This is a genomic window from Bacillus sp. NMCC4 (genome assembly GCF_002998555.1).
In the GTDB taxonomy this organism is placed as follows: domain Bacteria; phylum Bacillota; class Bacilli; order Bacillales; family Bacillaceae; genus Bacillus.
This window is the reverse complement of sequence record NZ_PVRA01000006.1, coordinates 76,726-93,321: the sequence shown is the minus strand read 5'-3', so window position 1 is coordinate 93,321 and position 16,596 is coordinate 76,726. Positions and strand designations below refer to the sequence as shown.

Below are 16,596 nucleotides of genomic sequence, written 5' to 3'. Positions count from 1 at the left end.
AGCCTATGAATCCTCCTTTATCATTCCCGTCTTTGTTTATTTTAACATGTAGACAACAAAGATGTGATAAAGATACACTATAGATAGAGGCGCCGCACGAACTGCCTCCTATCACTTACAGATCAAAGGAGATTTTATGGAGACTAAACCTTATCTAATCGCACTTGACCTGGATGGCACGTTATTAAAAGATGATAAAACCATCTCTACACACACGCTTGACGTCATTCAAAAAGTGAAAGACAGCGGGCATCATGTCTGTATTTCAACCGGCCGGCCATTTCGTTCCAGCTCTCCTTATTATCAGCAATTACAGCTTGATTCACCCATTGTGAATTTTAATGGAGCGTTTGTCCATCATCCTCTTGATGAAAAATGGGGCAGATTTCATACGTCACTTGATCTCCAAGTCGTTAAACAGCTTGTAGACATTAGTGAGGAGTATAAAGTGCACAATGTGTTAGCTGAAGTGTTAGACGATTTGTATTTCCATTATCATGATGAGAAGCTCATTGATATATTTAATATGAATGCAAATAAAGTCACCGTGGGAGACCTTCGGGACAACCTTGGAGAAAATGTGACGAGCGTGTTAATCCATGCAAAAGAAGAGGACGTCGGAGCCATTCGCAGCTATTTATCAGATGTTCATGCAGAAGTGATTGATCACCGGCGATGGGCTGCTCCGTGGCACGTGATTGAAATCATTAAAACAGGCATGAACAAGGCCGTTGGACTGCAAAAGATCAGTGATTATTACGGCGTTCCACAGGAGCGGATTGTGGCATTCGGAGATGAAGACAATGATTTAGAAATGCTTGAATTTGCTGGATGCGGCGTGGCAATGGGCAATGGAATCGATGCGGTGAAACGTGTTTCAAACGAAGTCACTGATACGAACGAACAAGATGGGATTGCAAAGTTTCTAACGAATTACTTCTCGCTTTAATTTTTCCATTCATACATAACCGAAGGAAGCGGGCATACTACCGTTAGACAGGTTGTCCTGTCAGCTTGTGTAAAGGGGCGGATTCCGAATGGGTAAAAGAAGCAAATCGAAACGCTTTATACAACAAGGTAAAGATTCAGTCAGTCTGCATGACGCACGTTTTCCTTATCGTTCGACACTTGAAGAAGCGGCAGCGGACAGGGGAAATATGAAGACTGATGCTTCTGGAGGTTCATTGTGAGAAACGAACTTTTTGATCAAGCCAAATCATTTACTGAAGAAGCCCTTACTTCTTCATTTTCATCTGGGTTAGAGCGTCAACAGGCGGTCAAACGAGCCAAAAATGCCGTATCTTCTGCATTTGCCAATTCGACAGATGCAGAAAGAAACCAGCTGCATACCTTCCAAGACTTGCTCGATGATCTCTAACATAAAAAAAGCTGTCCACCATTGGACAGCTTTTTCTGATTCTCATGAAGCAGGAAGCACTTATTTCACTTGGAACGTTTTCTTTTCCGTGATTTGCTTCAGCCCTTCTGCTTTTCCTTTAAATGTGACGATCGCTTCATACGTTCCCGGCTTGACACCGTTTGACCACGTATCTTGAAAATCATAGGCTTCGCCTTTCTTCAGCACAAATGATTGGATGGCCTGTGTGAACATACGGTCTTTCGAATAGCGGTATTGTTCATTTCCGTTTTCGTCATACACACTGAGCTCGAATTTCTGGCTTGTGTTAAAAGTAAATTCAATATCTCGATCTGATTCATTTTTCAGCGACATGTTAAATTGAACCGAAGAACCTTTCTGGACGGGGTCTACTGTGAGTACAACCGTTTTTTCTCCCATTTGACCGGATACCTCCTTGTCTGGTTCATCCTTTTTTTGTTGTCCACAAGCGGCTAAAATCAATAAAACGAGAAGAAGCACCAACCCTTTTTTCATTTGCTACCCACCTTTTAATCTCGTCTGAAAAATCCTAGAATATTGGTTGTTTGCACAATATTTGTAAAGGCTTTTGGATCGACTTCTTTAATAATTTGTTCAAGTTCATACAGCTCATACCTTGTAATGACGATCACCATCATTTCTTTTTGCTCGTTGGTAAAAGCTCCTTTTGCAGGTACAGTCGTAATGCCCCTGACCATTTTTCCATAAATGGCTTCTTTGATTTCATCAGCTTTCTTCGTCACAATCATCGCGGTCAGCTTCTCATGTCTTGTATGGATGGCATCAATGACCCTTGTGGTCACATATAATGTGACAAGGGTATATAATGCTTTCTCCCAACCTTGTAATAATCCTGCTGTAAAGATGATGATTCCATTTAAAATGAAGAAATATGTGCCGACTGGTTTATCCTTCCACTTCGCTAAGATCATGGCAAGGATGTCGAGCCCTCCTGTTGATGCCCCGTATTTGAGGGTGATCCCAATCCCGAGTGCAGATATGACGCCGCCAAACACAGCATTTAGTAATATATCCTGTGAAACACTCGTTTCCGGTAAGATGCCGAGGAAAATGGTCGTCAGTGCAACACTGATGATGCTGTATAACGTAAAGGAACGGCCAACTTTCATCCAGCCTAAAATGCCGACTGGAATATTTAAAATAAATAATAGGATCCCTGTTGATATATAAAATGGCGCATATTGATCCATTAAGCTGGATAACAGCTGGGCTACCCCTGTAAACCCGCTCGCGTATACATCAGCTGGGATTAAGAATAAGTTCAGTCCAATCGCATTGAGCAGTGCACCAATGACGACGACAATGAGTTTTTTTGCTTCTCCAATGAACATATTGTCATTCCTCCACTTACCATTCTCTCTATGGTTTTCCCTAAAATTTAGAATTTGAACACGAAAAGATGATTTCTGTGATATAGTTAGGCTAAAAAGATGTAAAATATGGCTGATATTTTTAGAAAGAAGGGATTTTGATGACTGTTCATATCATAGCAGACAGTGCTGCTGATCTGCCTCTTTCTTATTATGATGAACATAACATGACGCTCATTCCGCTGCGTGTGTTACTTGGCGAGCAGGAATTTGAAGATTTGATCACCATTGAACCAAAACAAGTATTTGATGCGATGAGACAAGGTGCCAGCCCAAAGACGTCACAAGCTTCACCAAACCGAATCAAAGAAGCCTTTGTTTCTCTCGCACAAACTCATACATCTGCAATCTATGTTGCCTTTTCATCAGAGCTTTCCGGTACATACCAAACAGCTGTGATGATGGCAAACGAAGTGAAGGAAGAATACCCTGATTTTGATTTGCGAATCATTGATTCTAAATGTGCTTCACTCGGCTATGGGCTTGCTGTCAAACACGCTCAATCACTTGCCATTGACGGAAATACAATACAAGAAATTGAAACGTCTGTAAAGCATTTTTGCGAATCTTTACAACATATTTTTACTGTAGACGATTTATCGTATTTAGCAAGAGGCGGAAGAATCAGTAAAGCGTCCGCATTTGTTGGCGGTTTATTAAGCATTAAGCCCATTTTACACGTCGAGGATGGAAAGCTCATACCACTTGAGAAAATCCGCGGACGTAAAAAGCTGTTGAAACGCATTATTGAACTGATGAAAGAACGTGGAACGGATTGGCCAAATCAAACGGTGGGCATTAGTCATGGTGATGATCCTGCACTTGCAGAAGACATGAGACAATTGATTGAAGCCGAATTTCATCCAAAAGAAATTGATATTCAGATTGTCGGCGCGGCTGTTGGGTCCCATTCAGGCCCAGGCACGCTTGCAATCTTCTTTACAGGCAAACCATCATAAAAAGCACCCTTCCCTGACACATCACGGGAAGGGTGCTTTTCTTATGACTTATGAAAGTTTAAACCGATGGACGGTTTCATTTAACCTTGCCGTCATACTCATCAGTTCTTCTACCTGTTTGTTCATTTGATGGAATGATTGCAGCTGTTCATTGGCAGAGGCAGAAATTTCTTCGCTGCCAGCTGCTGTTTCTTCTACAACCGCACTAATATTTTCAATCGAGTTCAGCACTTGTCCGCCAAGCTCTGTTGATTGAACAATTTGGTCATTTAAGACAGCCATTTCTTGTTTAATGTGCTGCGCTTTTGTTTCTATATCTTCAAAGGAGTGTGAGGTTTTGTCCATCGCATCCTGCTGTTGAAGTGAAAGCTTGACTCCTTCTTTGACAGTTTGACTAATGGATTGAATGCCTCTTTCAATATGACTGACCATATCAAAGATTTGTCTTGTAGCGTTAGATGATTCATCGGCAAGCTTACGAATTTCATCTGCAACAACAGCAAAGCCTTTTCCAGCTTCACCTGCTCTTGCCGCTTCAATCGCCGCATTTAGCGAAAGTAAGTTTGTCTGATCCGCAATGTCAGAAACAGTTTTGGCCATGGCCGAGATGCCGCTGGCGTATTGCGTGAATTCTCCTGCTGACTGCTCGATTTGCCTTGTGGCATGTGTATTTTTTTCAATCGCCGTTTTTGTTTCTGTTAACGTGTGCTTTCCACTTTCCACTGCTTCTATGGCATCCTCAGTACTTTGGATGACTGTTTGTGAACGTTCAGAATTTTTACGTCCATGCTGATCCATTTTTTCAATCAAACTGACGCCATGCTGGAGATCCTCTGAAATGGCTTGTGACCCATTTGCCATTTCGTCTGTCGAGACAGATACTTGATTTGCAGATTCCATCAGCTTTTTGTTTTCATCATCTAACTGGATCGAGAATGTCTCTACTTGACTTGAGACATTGCTGATTTCTTTAATCAGACTAATCAGCTGATCTGTCATTTGATTAAAGGATTCATTCAAGCCGCCGATTTCATCCTTGCGCTGAATGTCCATCCGTTCGACAGCAAGGTTGCCTTCTGCGATCTGCTTCGCTCGGTAGGATAGTGATTTGATAGGGGTCACGATGGATCTTGTTAACCCAATATTTAAAAAGACAGCAATGACAATTAGTGTGAGGGCTGCAACGAGTGCACTGGTGATGATCCATTGCACATTATCAGATGTATTCTCTTGATTTTGTTTATACGCTTCTTCTGCTCTTTTATTCATTGTATGGACGTCGTTTAAAACACCATCAATTCTTGCAGCGACCCGTCTTGCATCCGATGCGTTTTTTTCACCAATGGCATTATTTGCTTCCTTGGTCCACGTGTCATATTTTGCATTTAACCTTGTTAATGCATCTTTGTTGATATTTCCTGCATGTTTGTTTAACGTTTGCAGCTGTTTTTTTGCTGTAGAAATATCGGTTTGAACAACCTCTAGCTGTTCATCAGAAAGTGTCATTGAATAATTGGTCATGGCTTGTTCGACGCTTTCAAAGCTTGCTTTTGTTTTTTGAACGTTTAATAAGGTTTGAACTTCTGTTTCATTTGATGATTGGATCTTTGTCATACTGACAATGATAAAGGCGATTACGCCAACTGCTAAAAGAAGTGAGACGAGTGAGTTGAGTAAAATTTTGATGCGCAAGCTCATGATGCGTCCCCCTCTTCTTTTAGAAGTTTCTGCTTCAGTTCATTTACTTTTTTGGTCAATGTCTCAGCATTCTTCAGCACCCGAATTCTTGCCATATCGATTCCGTCATTGCTTAAGTCGTAGATAACATGCCCATTTTTGATTTGATTGTTCTTGACGAGCTGTTCGCTGAATTGATAGACCACTTCATCGACTTTTTTTACCATGGACGAAATTACCGCTTTTTCAGCGGTGTAGTACTGATCACTATCTACACCAATGGCATATTTGCCCTGCGCTTGCGCTTCTTTTAATACACCGACACCTGTATAGCCAGCTGCGGCATATAAAACGTCAGCTTTCTTTTTGATCATGCCTTTGGCTATTTTACTGCCTTTGCCCGCATCACTAAACGTATTAGCATAGGTGGATAAGATCTTGATGTTCGGATTTACTGATTTAGCGCCTTTTTGGAACCCTTTTTCAAAACGATGGATCAAATCCGCATCGACACCGCCAACAAATCCAATGACATCACTTTTCGTTGTCATGGCAGCAAGTGCGCCCGCTAAATAGCTGCCTTGCTCTTCTTTAAACGTCACGGAGGTCACATTTTTCAGCTCAGATATGGCATCGATGAGAAGGAACTGCTTCTTCGGATATTTCTTTGCGACTTTTTCTAAATCTTCTTGCATACTGAAGCCTACTCCGATGACGAGGTCATTGCCATCTTTTACGAGCTCGGTCAGTCCTTTTTCATATGTATCGGTTTCTGCAATTTCTCTATAATCAAATTCAATCCCTAGGTCATCACGTGCTTTTTCTAATCCTTTAAATGATGAATCATTAAATGATTGATCACCAAGACCATCATCTGTGAGCATAACGCCAATATGCTTCGCATTTGATGCCGGTGGTTTCCCTTGCTGATTGCTGCATGCGGCGAGCACCATAAGCAGGGCTGCCACCAGAAGCAATGAAATTTTCACTTTCATCCACACACACACTCCTTTTATCATCCTTACTCCTTTCTTATCGGATTTGAGAGGCGTTGTTTCAATGATTAAGTGAAGGTTTTTCAGCTTTTTTCATGACTTTTTTCACTGAAAAAACCCATTATTTATAACAAATATAAAAAAAGGGATAAAATCATGATGATTTTATCCCTTTTTCTTCTTTTCAGTGTGATATGAAAACCCTTGAAGTCAGGGTTTGTTTTCACGCTGCTCATTTTTTCTCGTATGTCCAGCCCTCTTTTTGGTAGATTAAGTCATTTTTCATCAAATGACCTAATGCTCGTTTAAAGGCTGCCTTGCTCATTTGGAATCTTTCGCGGATGTCTTCTGGATCACTTTTGTCCCCATAAGGCATGGCACCATTTCTCGTTCTCATATAGGTTAAGATTTCTTCTGCATCGACAGATAACGCTTCCTGTTTTCTAGGAAGCAGAGAAACGTTCACGGTTCCATCCTCTTTCACTGCAATGACGCGTCCTGTCACGGTCGATCCTAATCTTGGTTCTTCCTTTCGTTCCGTACGGTGGATAAACCCACGCACGCCTGTATCTGTCAGCATAAAAGAGCCTGTCGCAATTAAGCGATAAATGGTACCAGTGATTTCTTTGTTCATTAAGGTTTCAGGTGCCTCAGTAAACAATTCACTGATCACATCTTCAGTCGCTGGCTTTGCGAACATTCTGCCGTAGCTTGTGACTTTCAGCATACAGTAGAGTTTGTCTCCTTTTTTTGGCCATGCTTCCTCAAAAGGCGGGAGGTGTTCTGTTGCAACAAGTGCATCCTTTGACAGCCCGACATCGACAAATGCGCCCATGTCTTCTACCACGTCTACGACTTCTACCCAGCCATATGTATGCGCATTGATTGTAGGTATTTTCATCGTGGCAGCCAGTCTTTCTTCATGATCTACATATAAGTAGACCTCTACTTCATCTCGGTCACCAATATCCTCTGTCATCTCACTGCGGTGCAAGAGGACCGAATCTTCACCATCTGTCAAAAAGTAGCCGTATTCCATCTCGTTCTCTATTTGCAAGGTCAGTTGCTCACCTGGTCTCATGTTCTCTTCCTTCCTATCTGCCCATAAAAGAGCGTTCGTTCATCTTTTGATTCACTTTATTCTACTATACTTCTCCTCACATGAACATCTCTAGTTCTGTTAGCTAAAGTGGACAAACTGGACACGATTTATACCGCTGCCGGCTGAACTCTTTGACTCGTCTCTTCGATAAAGTTTCTTCTTCTCCTATTTGCATGATAAAATAGACGCAATATCTATACATGGAGGTCATGTGTTATGGCAAAAGAAAGCTCATTTGACATTGTATCGAAGGTTGAACTGCCAGAGGTGCAAAACGCTGTTCAAGCAGCGCTGAAAGAAATTAAAAACCGTTATGATTTTAAAGGAAGTAAAAGTGATATTTCTCTTGAAAAAGAAGAGCTTGTTCTCATCTCTGATGATGACTTTAAGCTGGAGCAGCTAAAAGATGTGCTTGTGACAAAGCTGATCAAACGAGATGTTCCTACCAAAAACATCGACTACGGAAAAACCGAGCATGCCCTTGGCGGAACAGTACGCCAGCGCGCGAAGCTGATCAGCGGGATTGATCAAGACAACGCCAAAAAGATCAATGCACTCATTAAGCAATCCGGCATCAAAGTGAAGTCACAGTTTCAAGATGACCAAGTGCGTGTAACAGGGAAAAATAAAGATGATTTACAAGAGGTTATTTCACTTATGCGCAAGGCAGATTTACCGATTGACGTTCAATTTATAAATTTTCGATAAATTTCAAATTTTCCATTGATTATTTTCGATTTTTTCGATACAGTTGATGGAAGTTCAATTCATTGACATGTTCATATCACTTTCTTATCAAGAGAGGCAGAGGGACTGGCCCTGTGAAGCCTCAGCAACCGGTGTAGTAGAAATATATTTTCTATGACCAAGGTGCTAAATCCAGCAAGCAACTGCTTGGAAGATAAGGAGAAGAATTACGATACAGCCAAAAAGTCTTCTTCTTATCAGAAGGCTTTTTTTGTTACATAGAAATAAGGAGGAAACCAATGGGCCTATTACAAGACTTACAAAACCGCGTACTGATTGCTGACGGTGCAATGGGAACACTTTTATACTCTTACGGCATTGACCGCTGCTTTGAAGAATTAAATTTATCGAAAGAAGAGGAAGTAAAGCGCGTGCATGAGGCATATGTGCAGGCTGGTGCTGACATCATCCAAACAAATACGTACGGTGCGAATTATATTAAACTATCCCGCTACGGCTTAGAGGAAGAAACGAAGCGCATCAATACAAAGGCCGTACAAATCGCAAAAGCAGCCGCAGGCTCCGCTTATGTACTCGGAACGATCGGCGGCATTCGAACATTTAACAAAAATGCCTACTCTATTGAAGAAATTAAACGAAGCTTTAGAGAGCAGTTGTACATTCTATTAAATGAACAGCCTGACGGATTATTGCTAGAAACGTACTATGACATGGAAGAAGCGAAGGCCGTTCTCCAAATTGCACGCAAAGAAACGACTCTCCCGATTGTCATGAACGTCTCCATGCATGAACAAGGTGTTTTGCAGGATGGAACCCCGCTCAAGGATGGTTTATCTGAATTGTCCTCTCTTGGCGCAGATGTCGTCGGCATCAACTGCAGGCTAGGCCCTTATCATATGATTCAGGCACTCGAAGGCGTACCGATTTTAGAAAATTCCCATTTATCAGTCTATCCTAACAGCAGTCTTCCCTCTCTTGAAGAAGGCAGACTCGTCTATGATACAGATAACGATTATTTTCGAAAAAGTGCACTTGAATTTAGAAATCAAGGCGCACGTATTATCGGTGGCTGCTGCGGAACAACGCCTCAGCATATTCACGCAATGGCTGAAGCGGTCAAGGATTTAGCGCCGATCACTGAAAAAGAAGTGAAAGTATTAAAAGAAGAAATCATTTCGATTCAAGATCAGCGGACTGAACCAGGTCTTGATGAGCTGGCTGCGGAAAAACGGACGATTATTGTAGAACTTGATCCGCCGAAGAAGCTGAACTTCGAAAAATTTCTCGTCGCGGCAAATGAGTTAAAGAATGCAGGCATTGATGCCTTGACATTAGCTGATAATTCTCTTGCGACCCCGCGCATTAGCAATGTGGCTTGCGGCGCATTATTGAAACAGCAGCTTGATATGCGTTCACTTGTCCATATTACGTGCCGTGATCGTAATTTGATTGGGCTTCAATCCCATTTGATGGGTCTCGACACACTTGGTTTAACTGATATTTTAGCCATTACAGGCGATCCTTCTAAGATTGGAGATTTCCCAGGTGCAACGTCGGTTTATGATTTAACCTCCTTTGATTTGATCCGGCTGATCAAGCAGTTTAACGAAGGTCTTTCTTTCTCAGGGAAGCCGCTTGGTAAAAAGACCAATTTTTCAGTAGCTGGCGCGTTTAACCCGAATGTTCGTCACATTGATAAAGCGGTCAAACGTCTTGAGAAAAAAATCGAATACGGCGCTGATTATTTTATTTCACAGCCTGTTTATTCTGAGGAACAGCTTGTGAAAATTCATGAGGAGAGCCGTCATTTGGATAAACCGATTTATATTGGCATTATGCCGTTAACAAGCAGCCGAAATGCAGAGTTTATTCATCATGAAATTCCAGGCATCAAATTATCTGATTCCATTCGTGACATTATGGCCAAGGCTGGCGAGGATAAGGAAAAGCAGCGAGCAGAAGGCTTAGCGATTGCCCGCTCTTTATTAGATACAGCCTGTGAATTGTTTAATGGCATTTATTTAATTACCCCTTTCCTTCGATCAGATTTAACAGCAGAACTGACCACCTACATTCATCAGAAAGAAAAGGAGTCAAACATCCATGTCAACTATCACTGAACAGCTAAAGAAACGCATCCTCGTCCTTGATGGTGCAATGGGGACCATGATTCAAAATGCCAATCTCACAGCAGAAGACTTTGGCGGAGAAGAGTATGAGGGCTGTAACGAGTATTTGAATGTAACAGCCCCTCACATCATCCGCGCGATTCATAGGGAATACCTTGAAGCAAGTGCCGATCTCATTGAAACAAATACATTCGGGGCTACAAAGCTCGTCCTTGATGAATACGGGCTTGGCCACCTTGCCTATGAACTCAATGTACGGGCTGCCCAGCTGGCAAAGGACGAAGCTGACCGTTACTCCACGCCGGAGCAGCCTCGATTTGTTGTAGGCGCAATGGGACCCACAACAAAAACATTATCTGTGACAGGCGGCACAACCTTCGGTGAGCTCGTTGCCAACTATGAGGAGCAGGCCCGCGCCCTGATTGATGGCAAATGTGATGCCCTTCTTTTAGAAACAAGCCAAGACATGCTGAATGTAAAAGCTGGATTCAAAGGCATTCAGGAAGCCTTTCAGCAGGCAGGCATTCAATTACCACTCATGGTATCAGGTACAATTGAACCAATGGGAACCACCCTTGCTGGTCAGGATATTGAAGCCTTTTATATCTCTCTTGAACATATGAAACCAATTAGTGTCGGCCTTAACTGTGCGACTGGTCCTGAATTTATGACAGACCATATCCGCACGCTCTCCTCCATCGCCAAGTCAGCGGTTAGCTGCTATCCAAATGCTGGTCTTCCAGATGAAGAAGGTCAATATCACGAATCCCCTGTTTCTCTTGCTAAAAAAATCGCCGCTTTTGCGAAGGAAGGCTGGTTAAATATTGTTGGCGGCTGCTGCGGAACAACACCTGCACATATTCAAGCTTTGTCAGATGAAGTACGCACGATTCAGCCGCGTCACATCGCGCATGAATCGTCTCAGCATACCGTATCAGGAATTGAGCCCCTTATGTATGAGGAATCAATGCGTCCTCTTTTTGTAGGAGAACGGACCAATGTTATTGGTTCACGCAAGTTCAAACGACTCGTTGCGGAACAAAAATTTGAAGAAGCGTCAGAAATTGCTCGCGCACAGGTAAAAAACGGCGCTCACGTGATTGATGTGTGTCTCGCTGATCCAGACCGTGACGAGGCAGCTGACATGGAAGGCTTTTTACAAGAGGCCATGAAAAAAGTCAAAGCCCCTTTTGTCATTGATTCAACAGATAAACACGTGATTGAAAAGGCGCTCACGTATTCCCAAGGGAAAGCCATCATCAATTCCATTAACCTCGAGGATGGCGAAGAACGGTTTGAAGAAATTCTCCCTCTTGTGAAGCTGTACGGCGGTGCACTTGTTGTCGGCACGATCGATGAAACAGGGATGGCCGTAACAGCAGAACGAAAGCTCGAGATTGCCGTACGCTCTCATGATCTATTAACGAAGAAATATGGAATTCCCGCAAGTGACATCATTTTTGATCCACTTGTCTTTCCAGTAGGCACTGGAGATGAGCAGTATATTGGGGCTGCCGAAGAAACGATCAAAGGCATCAAAATGATCAAGGAAAATCTGCCTGAGTGCCTGACGATTTTAGGCATCAGCAACGTGTCTTTCGGACTCCCGCCTCTTGGCAGAGAAAACTTGAATGCCGTCTACTTGTATCACTGCGTCCAAGCAGGACTTGACTACGCCATTGTGAATACGGAAAAGCTTGAACGCTTCGCTTCCATTCCAAAGGAAGAAATCAAGCTGGCTGAAACGCTGCTCTATGAAACAAATGATCAAACACTTGCTGAATTCACCCAATTTTACCGAGGCAAAAAGAAAACGGAGAAAAAACCAAAGGTCTCCATATCACTTGATGAAAGGCTGGCACTCTACGTCGTCGAAGGAACAAAAGAAGGACTTATCGATGATTTATCCCTTGCTCTAGAGCAATTTGAATCACCACTTCATATCATCAATGGTCCGTTAATGCAGGGAATGGCTGAGGTTGGACGTCTTTTTAATCAAAACGAGCTGATTGTGGCGGAAGTGCTTCAATCGGCAGAGGTCATGAAGGCATCTGTATCGTATCTCGAGCAATATATGGAAAAGCAGCATGCAAGCGGGAAAGGTAAGATTCTACTTGCAACTGTAAAAGGAGATGTCCATGATATCGGGAAAAACCTTGTCGACATCATTTTGAGCAATAATGGCTTTCAAGTGGTCGATCTCGGCATCAAGGTGACACCTCAAACATTGATCGAAGCTGTGCAAAAGGAAAAACCAGATATGATTGGATTATCAGGATTGCTTGTGAAATCAGCTCAGCAAATGGTACTCACCGCTCAGGATTTACAAAAAGCGAATATTTCCGTGCCCATTTTGGTCGGCGGCGCTGCACTTTCTCGGAAATTTACGAAAATGAAGATTTCGCCTCATTATGACGGACCGGTTCTTTATGCAAAAGATGCCATGGACGGCTTATCTTTAGCCAATGAGTTAAAAGCGAATCCTCTTCAGTTTCAAACAAAGTCCGGAGAAGAGCCTGTGGCACCTTTCAAAGAGAAAGAAGCAAAGCAGCCACAAGCTGTCATTGAATTACTAGAAAAACGTGCGGCACTCCCGCAGGCACCTATTTTTACGCCAGAGACTATGGCACGTCATTATGTGCGGGACATCGATTTGCATCACATTATGCCTTATGTGAATGAACAAATGCTCATTGGTCACCACCTTGGATTAAAAGGAAAGGTCAAAACATTGTTAGCTAACCAGCATCCAAAAGCATTGGAATTAAAGCAGCTTGTCACAGACCTTCTAAACGAAGGCAGAGAGAAAAACTGGTTTGCGCCGGCATTTGTGTATCAATTTTTCCCTGCCAGTTCAAACGGAAATGATCTGCGTATTTATGATCCCGCAGCGCCTGACCGCATCATTGAAACGTTCCAATTCCCAAGACAGGAGAAGCTTCCGTACCGCTCTATTTCTGATTATGTGCGGAAAAGCGGCGAAAACGAGAAAGATTATATTGCCTTATTTGCCGTCACAGCTGGTGCGCGTATACGTGAAGTTGCGCAGCAATTTAAGCAAGAAGGAGATTATTTAAAAATGCATGCGGTCCAAGCTCTGGCGCTTGAGCTTGCAGAAGGATTAGCCGAAAGAACCCACCAAGTGATTCGTGACAAATGGGGCTTCCCTGACCCAGTCGATTTCACAATGGAAAAACGATTTCAGGCAAAATATCAAGGGCAGCGCTATTCCTTTGGTTATCCCGCTTGTCCAAATCTTGAAGACCAAGAAAAGCTGTTCAAGCTGCTTCAGCCTGAAAAAATTGGCATCCATCTGACAGAAGGGTTCATGATGGAACCTGAAGCATCTGTTTCAGCAATCGTCGTTTCTCATCCTGAAGCTCGATATTTTAATGTTCATTAATGCAGGGCCTCCGGAATTGGAGGTTCTTTTTTGATTGTAAACACCAATTTTTACACTATGCTTCTTATGGTACGATACATATAAATGAATTCAGCTAAGAAGGAGTTGCGTGTCATGACAAACGTTGTTCAACGAGCATTAACAATTGATGACATACCAGATCTCATCGCATTGTCTAAAGAGGTAGAATGGCCTGATTACAATGCGGAAGAACTCACATCTCTTTTAACAAATGGATATTTCACAGGTTTTTCAACAACGGACGGACAAGTCATCTCATGTGCGGGACTTTTCCAATATGATCAATTGGCGTCAATTGGGGCAGTCATTGTATCTGAGACACATCGCGGATTAGGTCTTGCACGGAAAATGATTGACACCCTGATAGGTCAAAGTGATCAAAGCATTCCTGTCGTTTTAACTGCTACTGTCCAAGGGCGGCCTGTTTACGAAAAAATCGGGTTTCACACGGCTGGTTACATTCATACTTACAAAGCGCAAAAATCGAACCCAGAGGCGCTTCGTGTGTCAGATGACATTCACCTGTCTCCTGCCGATGAAACGCACCTTCCGTCCATTGAAGCACTTGATGAAAAAGGCGCAGGTACAAATCGATCAAGCTTTTTAAAAAACCGGATGAACCGGGCAGCACGGCGTATCATTGCAAAGAATGAACATCACGAAACAACTGGCTTTGCGTTTGGCGTTGAAACACCTGCCAATTTAATGATTGGACCGCTTGCAGCAATTGATGAACTTACAGCTCTTTCGCTCATCCATTCGCTCATCTCGTCTTATTCGGGTGCGATTCGTTTAGATATGCAGGAGGAAACAGCTGAGCGCCTGCACGCAACACTTGTTGAAGCAGGTTTTACGAAAACAAACAAAGCGCATTTTATGATGATTCGCGGAAAAGAAAAGCAGAACGATCCCGCACTTCTTTATTTCCTTGCCTCTCAAGCATTTTCGTAAAAAATAAAAGCTGTAGACAGTTGATGTCTACAGCTTTTCTATTACTTCTCACAGGCGGACGAAAGAACATGAGCGAGTGCATTTTTGACCTTCCCATGCTCTGACGCATGCGGGCGGTCATCTCCATCTCCGTACCCATAATCAATCATTCGATTACGATTTAAGCACAGCTTTGTCAGCTTCGGCTGGAATAGATCAAATAGTTCAAAACGGTCCTTCAGCTGCGGGAATTGTTTTTGATAATGCTGAATTTCTTCTGCAAGCAAGCGCCAAAGAGTCGTTTCATCTAACAATTGATGATTGTCTAACACATTTGATACGTAACGCAGGTTACAAATAAACAGTCCTGTAAAGATAAACTGCACTAACCCTTCCGGCGGCTCACTCCGCAGCACTTCTTTTAAATCTTCTCCTAGTGAAGCTAATTCAGGCAGCGGCTGATCACTAATATTCACATCATCAACGAAATCTTTGATCGCCAAACGATGCGGCTGATGATCTTTTAACACAAGAATCGTATTTTGTCCGTGCGGTGAAAAGACGGTGCCGTATTGATACATAAAGTGCAGCAGCGGCGGCATCACCACATGGAAAAATTTCGCCATCCATTCCTTTGCTGAGAGACCAGATTTTTCAATCAGCTGTTTCACATATGGCTCACCTTCATGATCCTCATAAGTGAGTGCTGCAAGTGTAACAGGGCTCTCTCCTTCATCTAAATACGTATAAATGCTTTCTCTAAAAATCACACCGAGCATCTCAAGATATTGATACGGCGCACCAGGCAGTTTGCTGTAGTAAGGATGATCGACATTGATACTTGCGTTCTCACCAGGTAAAATCACGCGGCAGACATCCGATAAAAATGAGTCTTGATCCGCAATCCCTTTAATATGCGCTGTAATACGAGGGGCAATGACTGTCCGTTCTGACGGAAGTCCCCGGTACACGAGTGTATTTAAAATACTCATTGGCAGTTTAATATGATGCTTGCCTTTATTTGAGATGTTTGTAAAGGTTCTGATGGACTGCTGCGGGATATATTGATCCAGTCCCTCTCCTACATACACAATCCGGCGCAAGGCCAAATCTTCCGGGAAATGCTGAATAATCATATGCGTCCACTGCCACTTATGAACAGGCATCAAATAATAATCAGCTGCATTCAATCCTTCATCCTTTAACACGCGGTGAAATTGACGGATCGTGACTTCATCTAATTCTTTGGCGATCACCTGCTCATAATTTTCATGATCGACCGCATGGAATGTCGCAAGGTCCCGGTGAACAGCAATCCAAGACAGCTGCACACTTTCTTGCCTTTCAGGTGCATAGGCTAGGTAGTCATCGTAACTGAACCCAATTCGTCCTTTGTTATACACAATCCAAGGATGGCCTGTCATCTCTCCTTCAATCCAAGCGTAATCTGTATCTGTCAGTTCATCCGCACGAAGTGCTTTTTTCGACAGCAAATGTACATCTGCTAACAGGGTATGATGAAGCTCTTTGATAAGATGGCCTGTTGTATCAGAAGACATTGGAATGAGCGGCTGAATGTCTAGTAAAAACACAATCGCACTGACATCCTTTGACCATTTTCCGTCTTGACAGCACTCGATTGATTCAGCGATTGTATCAAAACTATCAAACAAACGAGGTTTTGCGAGATAGCGATATTTCTTATGTTCGTGAATGATTAATTCATACTGAGCGATGCCATCCTTACGATCTAGCTGCACTGGATGAAGCATGTCCTCATACATGTATTCAGACAGCATTTTTGCCACCATTCGCTGATTTGCCTTTTTCCAAGCAGCAGGATTCACCGCTTTTTTCAATTCATCTTGTACACTCATCGCTT

At 42.8% G+C, this 16,596-nt stretch carries 14 protein-coding genes and 1 riboswitch; of the genes, 8 read left to right on the top strand and 6 right to left on the bottom strand.

The window, feature by feature from the left end:
- The first annotated feature begins 136 nt into the window (after window positions 1–136).
- The 3 genes from C6Y02_RS13550 to C6Y02_RS13540 all read left to right on the top strand — a co-directional run bounded on the left by C6Y02_RS13550 (window position 137) and on the right by C6Y02_RS13540 (window position 1,378).
- Window positions 137–949, top strand: coding sequence for a Cof-type HAD-IIB family hydrolase (locus C6Y02_RS13550; protein ID WP_012009535.1), 813 nt, complete (start codon window positions 137–139; stop codon window positions 947–949).
- 88 nt (window positions 950–1,037) lie between these two features.
- Entirely contained in the window at window positions 1,038–1,190 is a 153-nt protein-coding gene (locus tag C6Y02_RS13545; protein WP_034663354.1) for a hypothetical protein, read from the top strand.
- A complete protein-coding gene (locus tag C6Y02_RS13540; protein WP_024425070.1) occupies window positions 1,187–1,378 on the top strand; it encodes a DUF3813 domain-containing protein in 192 nt (63 codons plus the stop codon). Before C6Y02_RS13545 ends, C6Y02_RS13540 begins: the two co-directional genes overlap by 4 nt.
- 60 nt (window positions 1,379–1,438) lie before the next feature.
- On the opposite strand, the gene C6Y02_RS13535 is transcribed toward C6Y02_RS13540, so the two are convergent.
- Both C6Y02_RS13535 and C6Y02_RS13530 read right to left on the bottom strand, forming a co-directional pair.
- Window positions 1,439–1,894 carry a BsuPI-related putative proteinase inhibitor gene (locus tag C6Y02_RS13535; RefSeq protein WP_106031493.1) on the bottom strand — a complete coding sequence of 152 codons (456 nt, stop codon included), beginning with the start codon at window positions 1,892–1,894 and terminating at the stop codon, window positions 1,439–1,441.
- 14 nt (window positions 1,895–1,908) lie between these two features.
- The gene (locus tag C6Y02_RS13530; RefSeq protein ID WP_034663360.1) at window positions 1,909–2,751 is read right to left on the bottom strand and encodes a YitT family protein; all 843 of its coding nucleotides are present in this window, start codon (window positions 2,749–2,751) and stop codon (window positions 1,909–1,911) included.
- A 140-nt stretch (window positions 2,752–2,891) separates the two neighbouring features.
- On the opposite strand from C6Y02_RS13530, the gene C6Y02_RS13525 reads away from it, so the two are divergent.
- Window positions 2,892–3,749 carry a DegV family protein gene (locus C6Y02_RS13525; RefSeq protein ID WP_106031492.1) on the top strand — a complete coding sequence of 286 codons (858 nt, stop codon included), beginning with the start codon at window positions 2,892–2,894 and terminating at the stop codon, window positions 3,747–3,749.
- A 48-nt stretch (window positions 3,750–3,797) separates the two neighbouring features.
- On the opposite strand, the gene C6Y02_RS13520 is transcribed toward C6Y02_RS13525, so the two are convergent.
- The 3 genes from C6Y02_RS13520 to C6Y02_RS13510 all read right to left on the bottom strand — a co-directional run bounded on the left by C6Y02_RS13520 (window position 3,798) and on the right by C6Y02_RS13510 (window position 7,502).
- Complete coding sequence (locus C6Y02_RS13520; protein WP_034663367.1) at window positions 3,798–5,447, bottom strand: methyl-accepting chemotaxis protein; 1,650 nt, start codon at window positions 5,445–5,447, stop codon at window positions 3,798–3,800.
- A complete protein-coding gene (locus tag C6Y02_RS13515) occupies window positions 5,444–6,421 on the bottom strand; it encodes a BMP family lipoprotein (RefSeq protein WP_106031491.1) in 978 nt (325 codons plus the stop codon). Before C6Y02_RS13515 ends, C6Y02_RS13520 begins: the two co-directional genes overlap by 4 nt.
- A gap of 232 nt (window positions 6,422–6,653) precedes the next feature.
- Window positions 6,654–7,502 (bottom strand): CvfB family protein, encoded by an 849-nt coding sequence (locus C6Y02_RS13510; protein ID WP_066031051.1) that lies wholly within the window; start codon window positions 7,500–7,502, stop codon window positions 6,654–6,656.
- A 237-nt stretch (window positions 7,503–7,739) separates the two neighbouring features.
- On the opposite strand from C6Y02_RS13510, the gene C6Y02_RS13505 reads away from it, so the two are divergent.
- The 4 genes from C6Y02_RS13505 (at window position 7,740) to C6Y02_RS13490 (ending at window position 14,735) form a co-directional block, all read left to right on the top strand.
- Complete coding sequence (locus tag C6Y02_RS13505) at window positions 7,740–8,231, top strand: YajQ family cyclic di-GMP-binding protein (RefSeq protein ID WP_034663377.1); 492 nt, start codon at window positions 7,740–7,742, stop codon at window positions 8,229–8,231.
- 81 nt (window positions 8,232–8,312) lie between these two features.
- Window positions 8,313–8,431, top strand: a riboswitch (SAM riboswitch).
- A gap of 78 nt (window positions 8,432–8,509) precedes the next feature.
- Window positions 8,510–10,351, top strand: a complete 1,842-nt coding sequence (locus C6Y02_RS13500; RefSeq protein WP_060595978.1) for a bifunctional homocysteine S-methyltransferase/methylenetetrahydrofolate reductase — start codon at window positions 8,510–8,512, stop codon at window positions 10,349–10,351.
- Window positions 10,335–13,763 carry a methionine synthase gene (gene metH / locus C6Y02_RS13495; protein ID WP_106031490.1) on the top strand — a complete coding sequence of 1,143 codons (3,429 nt, stop codon included), beginning with the start codon at window positions 10,335–10,337 and terminating at the stop codon, window positions 13,761–13,763. The genes C6Y02_RS13500 and metH overlap by 17 nt, the downstream gene beginning before the upstream one ends.
- Before the next feature lie 114 nt (window positions 13,764–13,877).
- Complete coding sequence (locus tag C6Y02_RS13490) at window positions 13,878–14,735, top strand: GNAT family N-acetyltransferase (protein ID WP_106031489.1); 858 nt, start codon at window positions 13,878–13,880, stop codon at window positions 14,733–14,735.
- 41 nt (window positions 14,736–14,776) lie between these two features.
- Here C6Y02_RS13490 and C6Y02_RS13485 read toward each other — a convergent pair whose 3' ends face one another.
- Window positions 14,777–16,591: an IucA/IucC family protein gene (locus C6Y02_RS13485; protein ID WP_106031488.1), complete on the bottom strand. Its 1,815-nt coding sequence runs from the start codon at window positions 16,589–16,591 to the stop codon at window positions 14,777–14,779.
- Window positions 16,592–16,596: the final 5 nt, after the last annotated feature.

What these genes read in the sequence shown, in the direction of transcription:
- C6Y02_RS13545 (WP_034663354.1), top strand. Translation starts at nt 1,038, where the DNA reads ATGGGTAAAAGAAGCAAATCGAAACGCTTTATACAACAAGGTAAAGAT.
- C6Y02_RS13530 (WP_034663360.1), bottom strand. Translation starts at nt 2,751, where the DNA reads ATGTTCATTGGAGAAGCAAAAAAACTCATTGTCGTCGTCATTGGTGCA.
- C6Y02_RS13550 (WP_012009535.1), top strand. Translation starts at nt 137, where the DNA reads ATGGAGACTAAACCTTATCTAATCGCACTTGACCTGGATGGCACGTTA.
- C6Y02_RS13525 (WP_106031492.1), top strand. Translation starts at nt 2,892, where the DNA reads ATGACTGTTCATATCATAGCAGACAGTGCTGCTGATCTGCCTCTTTCT.
- C6Y02_RS13505 (WP_034663377.1), top strand. Translation starts at nt 7,740, where the DNA reads ATGGCAAAAGAAAGCTCATTTGACATTGTATCGAAGGTTGAACTGCCA.
- C6Y02_RS13500 (WP_060595978.1), top strand. Translation starts at nt 8,510, where the DNA reads ATGGGCCTATTACAAGACTTACAAAACCGCGTACTGATTGCTGACGGT.
- C6Y02_RS13535 (WP_106031493.1), bottom strand. Translation starts at nt 1,894, where the DNA reads ATGAAAAAAGGGTTGGTGCTTCTTCTCGTTTTATTGATTTTAGCCGCT.
- C6Y02_RS13510 (WP_066031051.1), bottom strand. Translation starts at nt 7,502, where the DNA reads ATGAGACCAGGTGAGCAACTGACCTTGCAAATAGAGAACGAGATGGAA.
- C6Y02_RS13485 (WP_106031488.1), bottom strand. Translation starts at nt 16,591, where the DNA reads ATGAGTGTACAAGATGAATTGAAAAAAGCGGTGAATCCTGCTGCTTGG.
- C6Y02_RS13520 (WP_034663367.1), bottom strand. Translation starts at nt 5,447, where the DNA reads ATGAGCTTGCGCATCAAAATTTTACTCAACTCACTCGTCTCACTTCTT.
- C6Y02_RS13515 (WP_106031491.1), bottom strand. Translation starts at nt 6,421, where the DNA reads ATGAAAGTGAAAATTTCATTGCTTCTGGTGGCAGCCCTGCTTATGGTG.
- metH (WP_106031490.1), top strand. Translation starts at nt 10,335, where the DNA reads ATGTCAACTATCACTGAACAGCTAAAGAAACGCATCCTCGTCCTTGAT.
- C6Y02_RS13490 (WP_106031489.1), top strand. Translation starts at nt 13,878, where the DNA reads ATGACAAACGTTGTTCAACGAGCATTAACAATTGATGACATACCAGAT.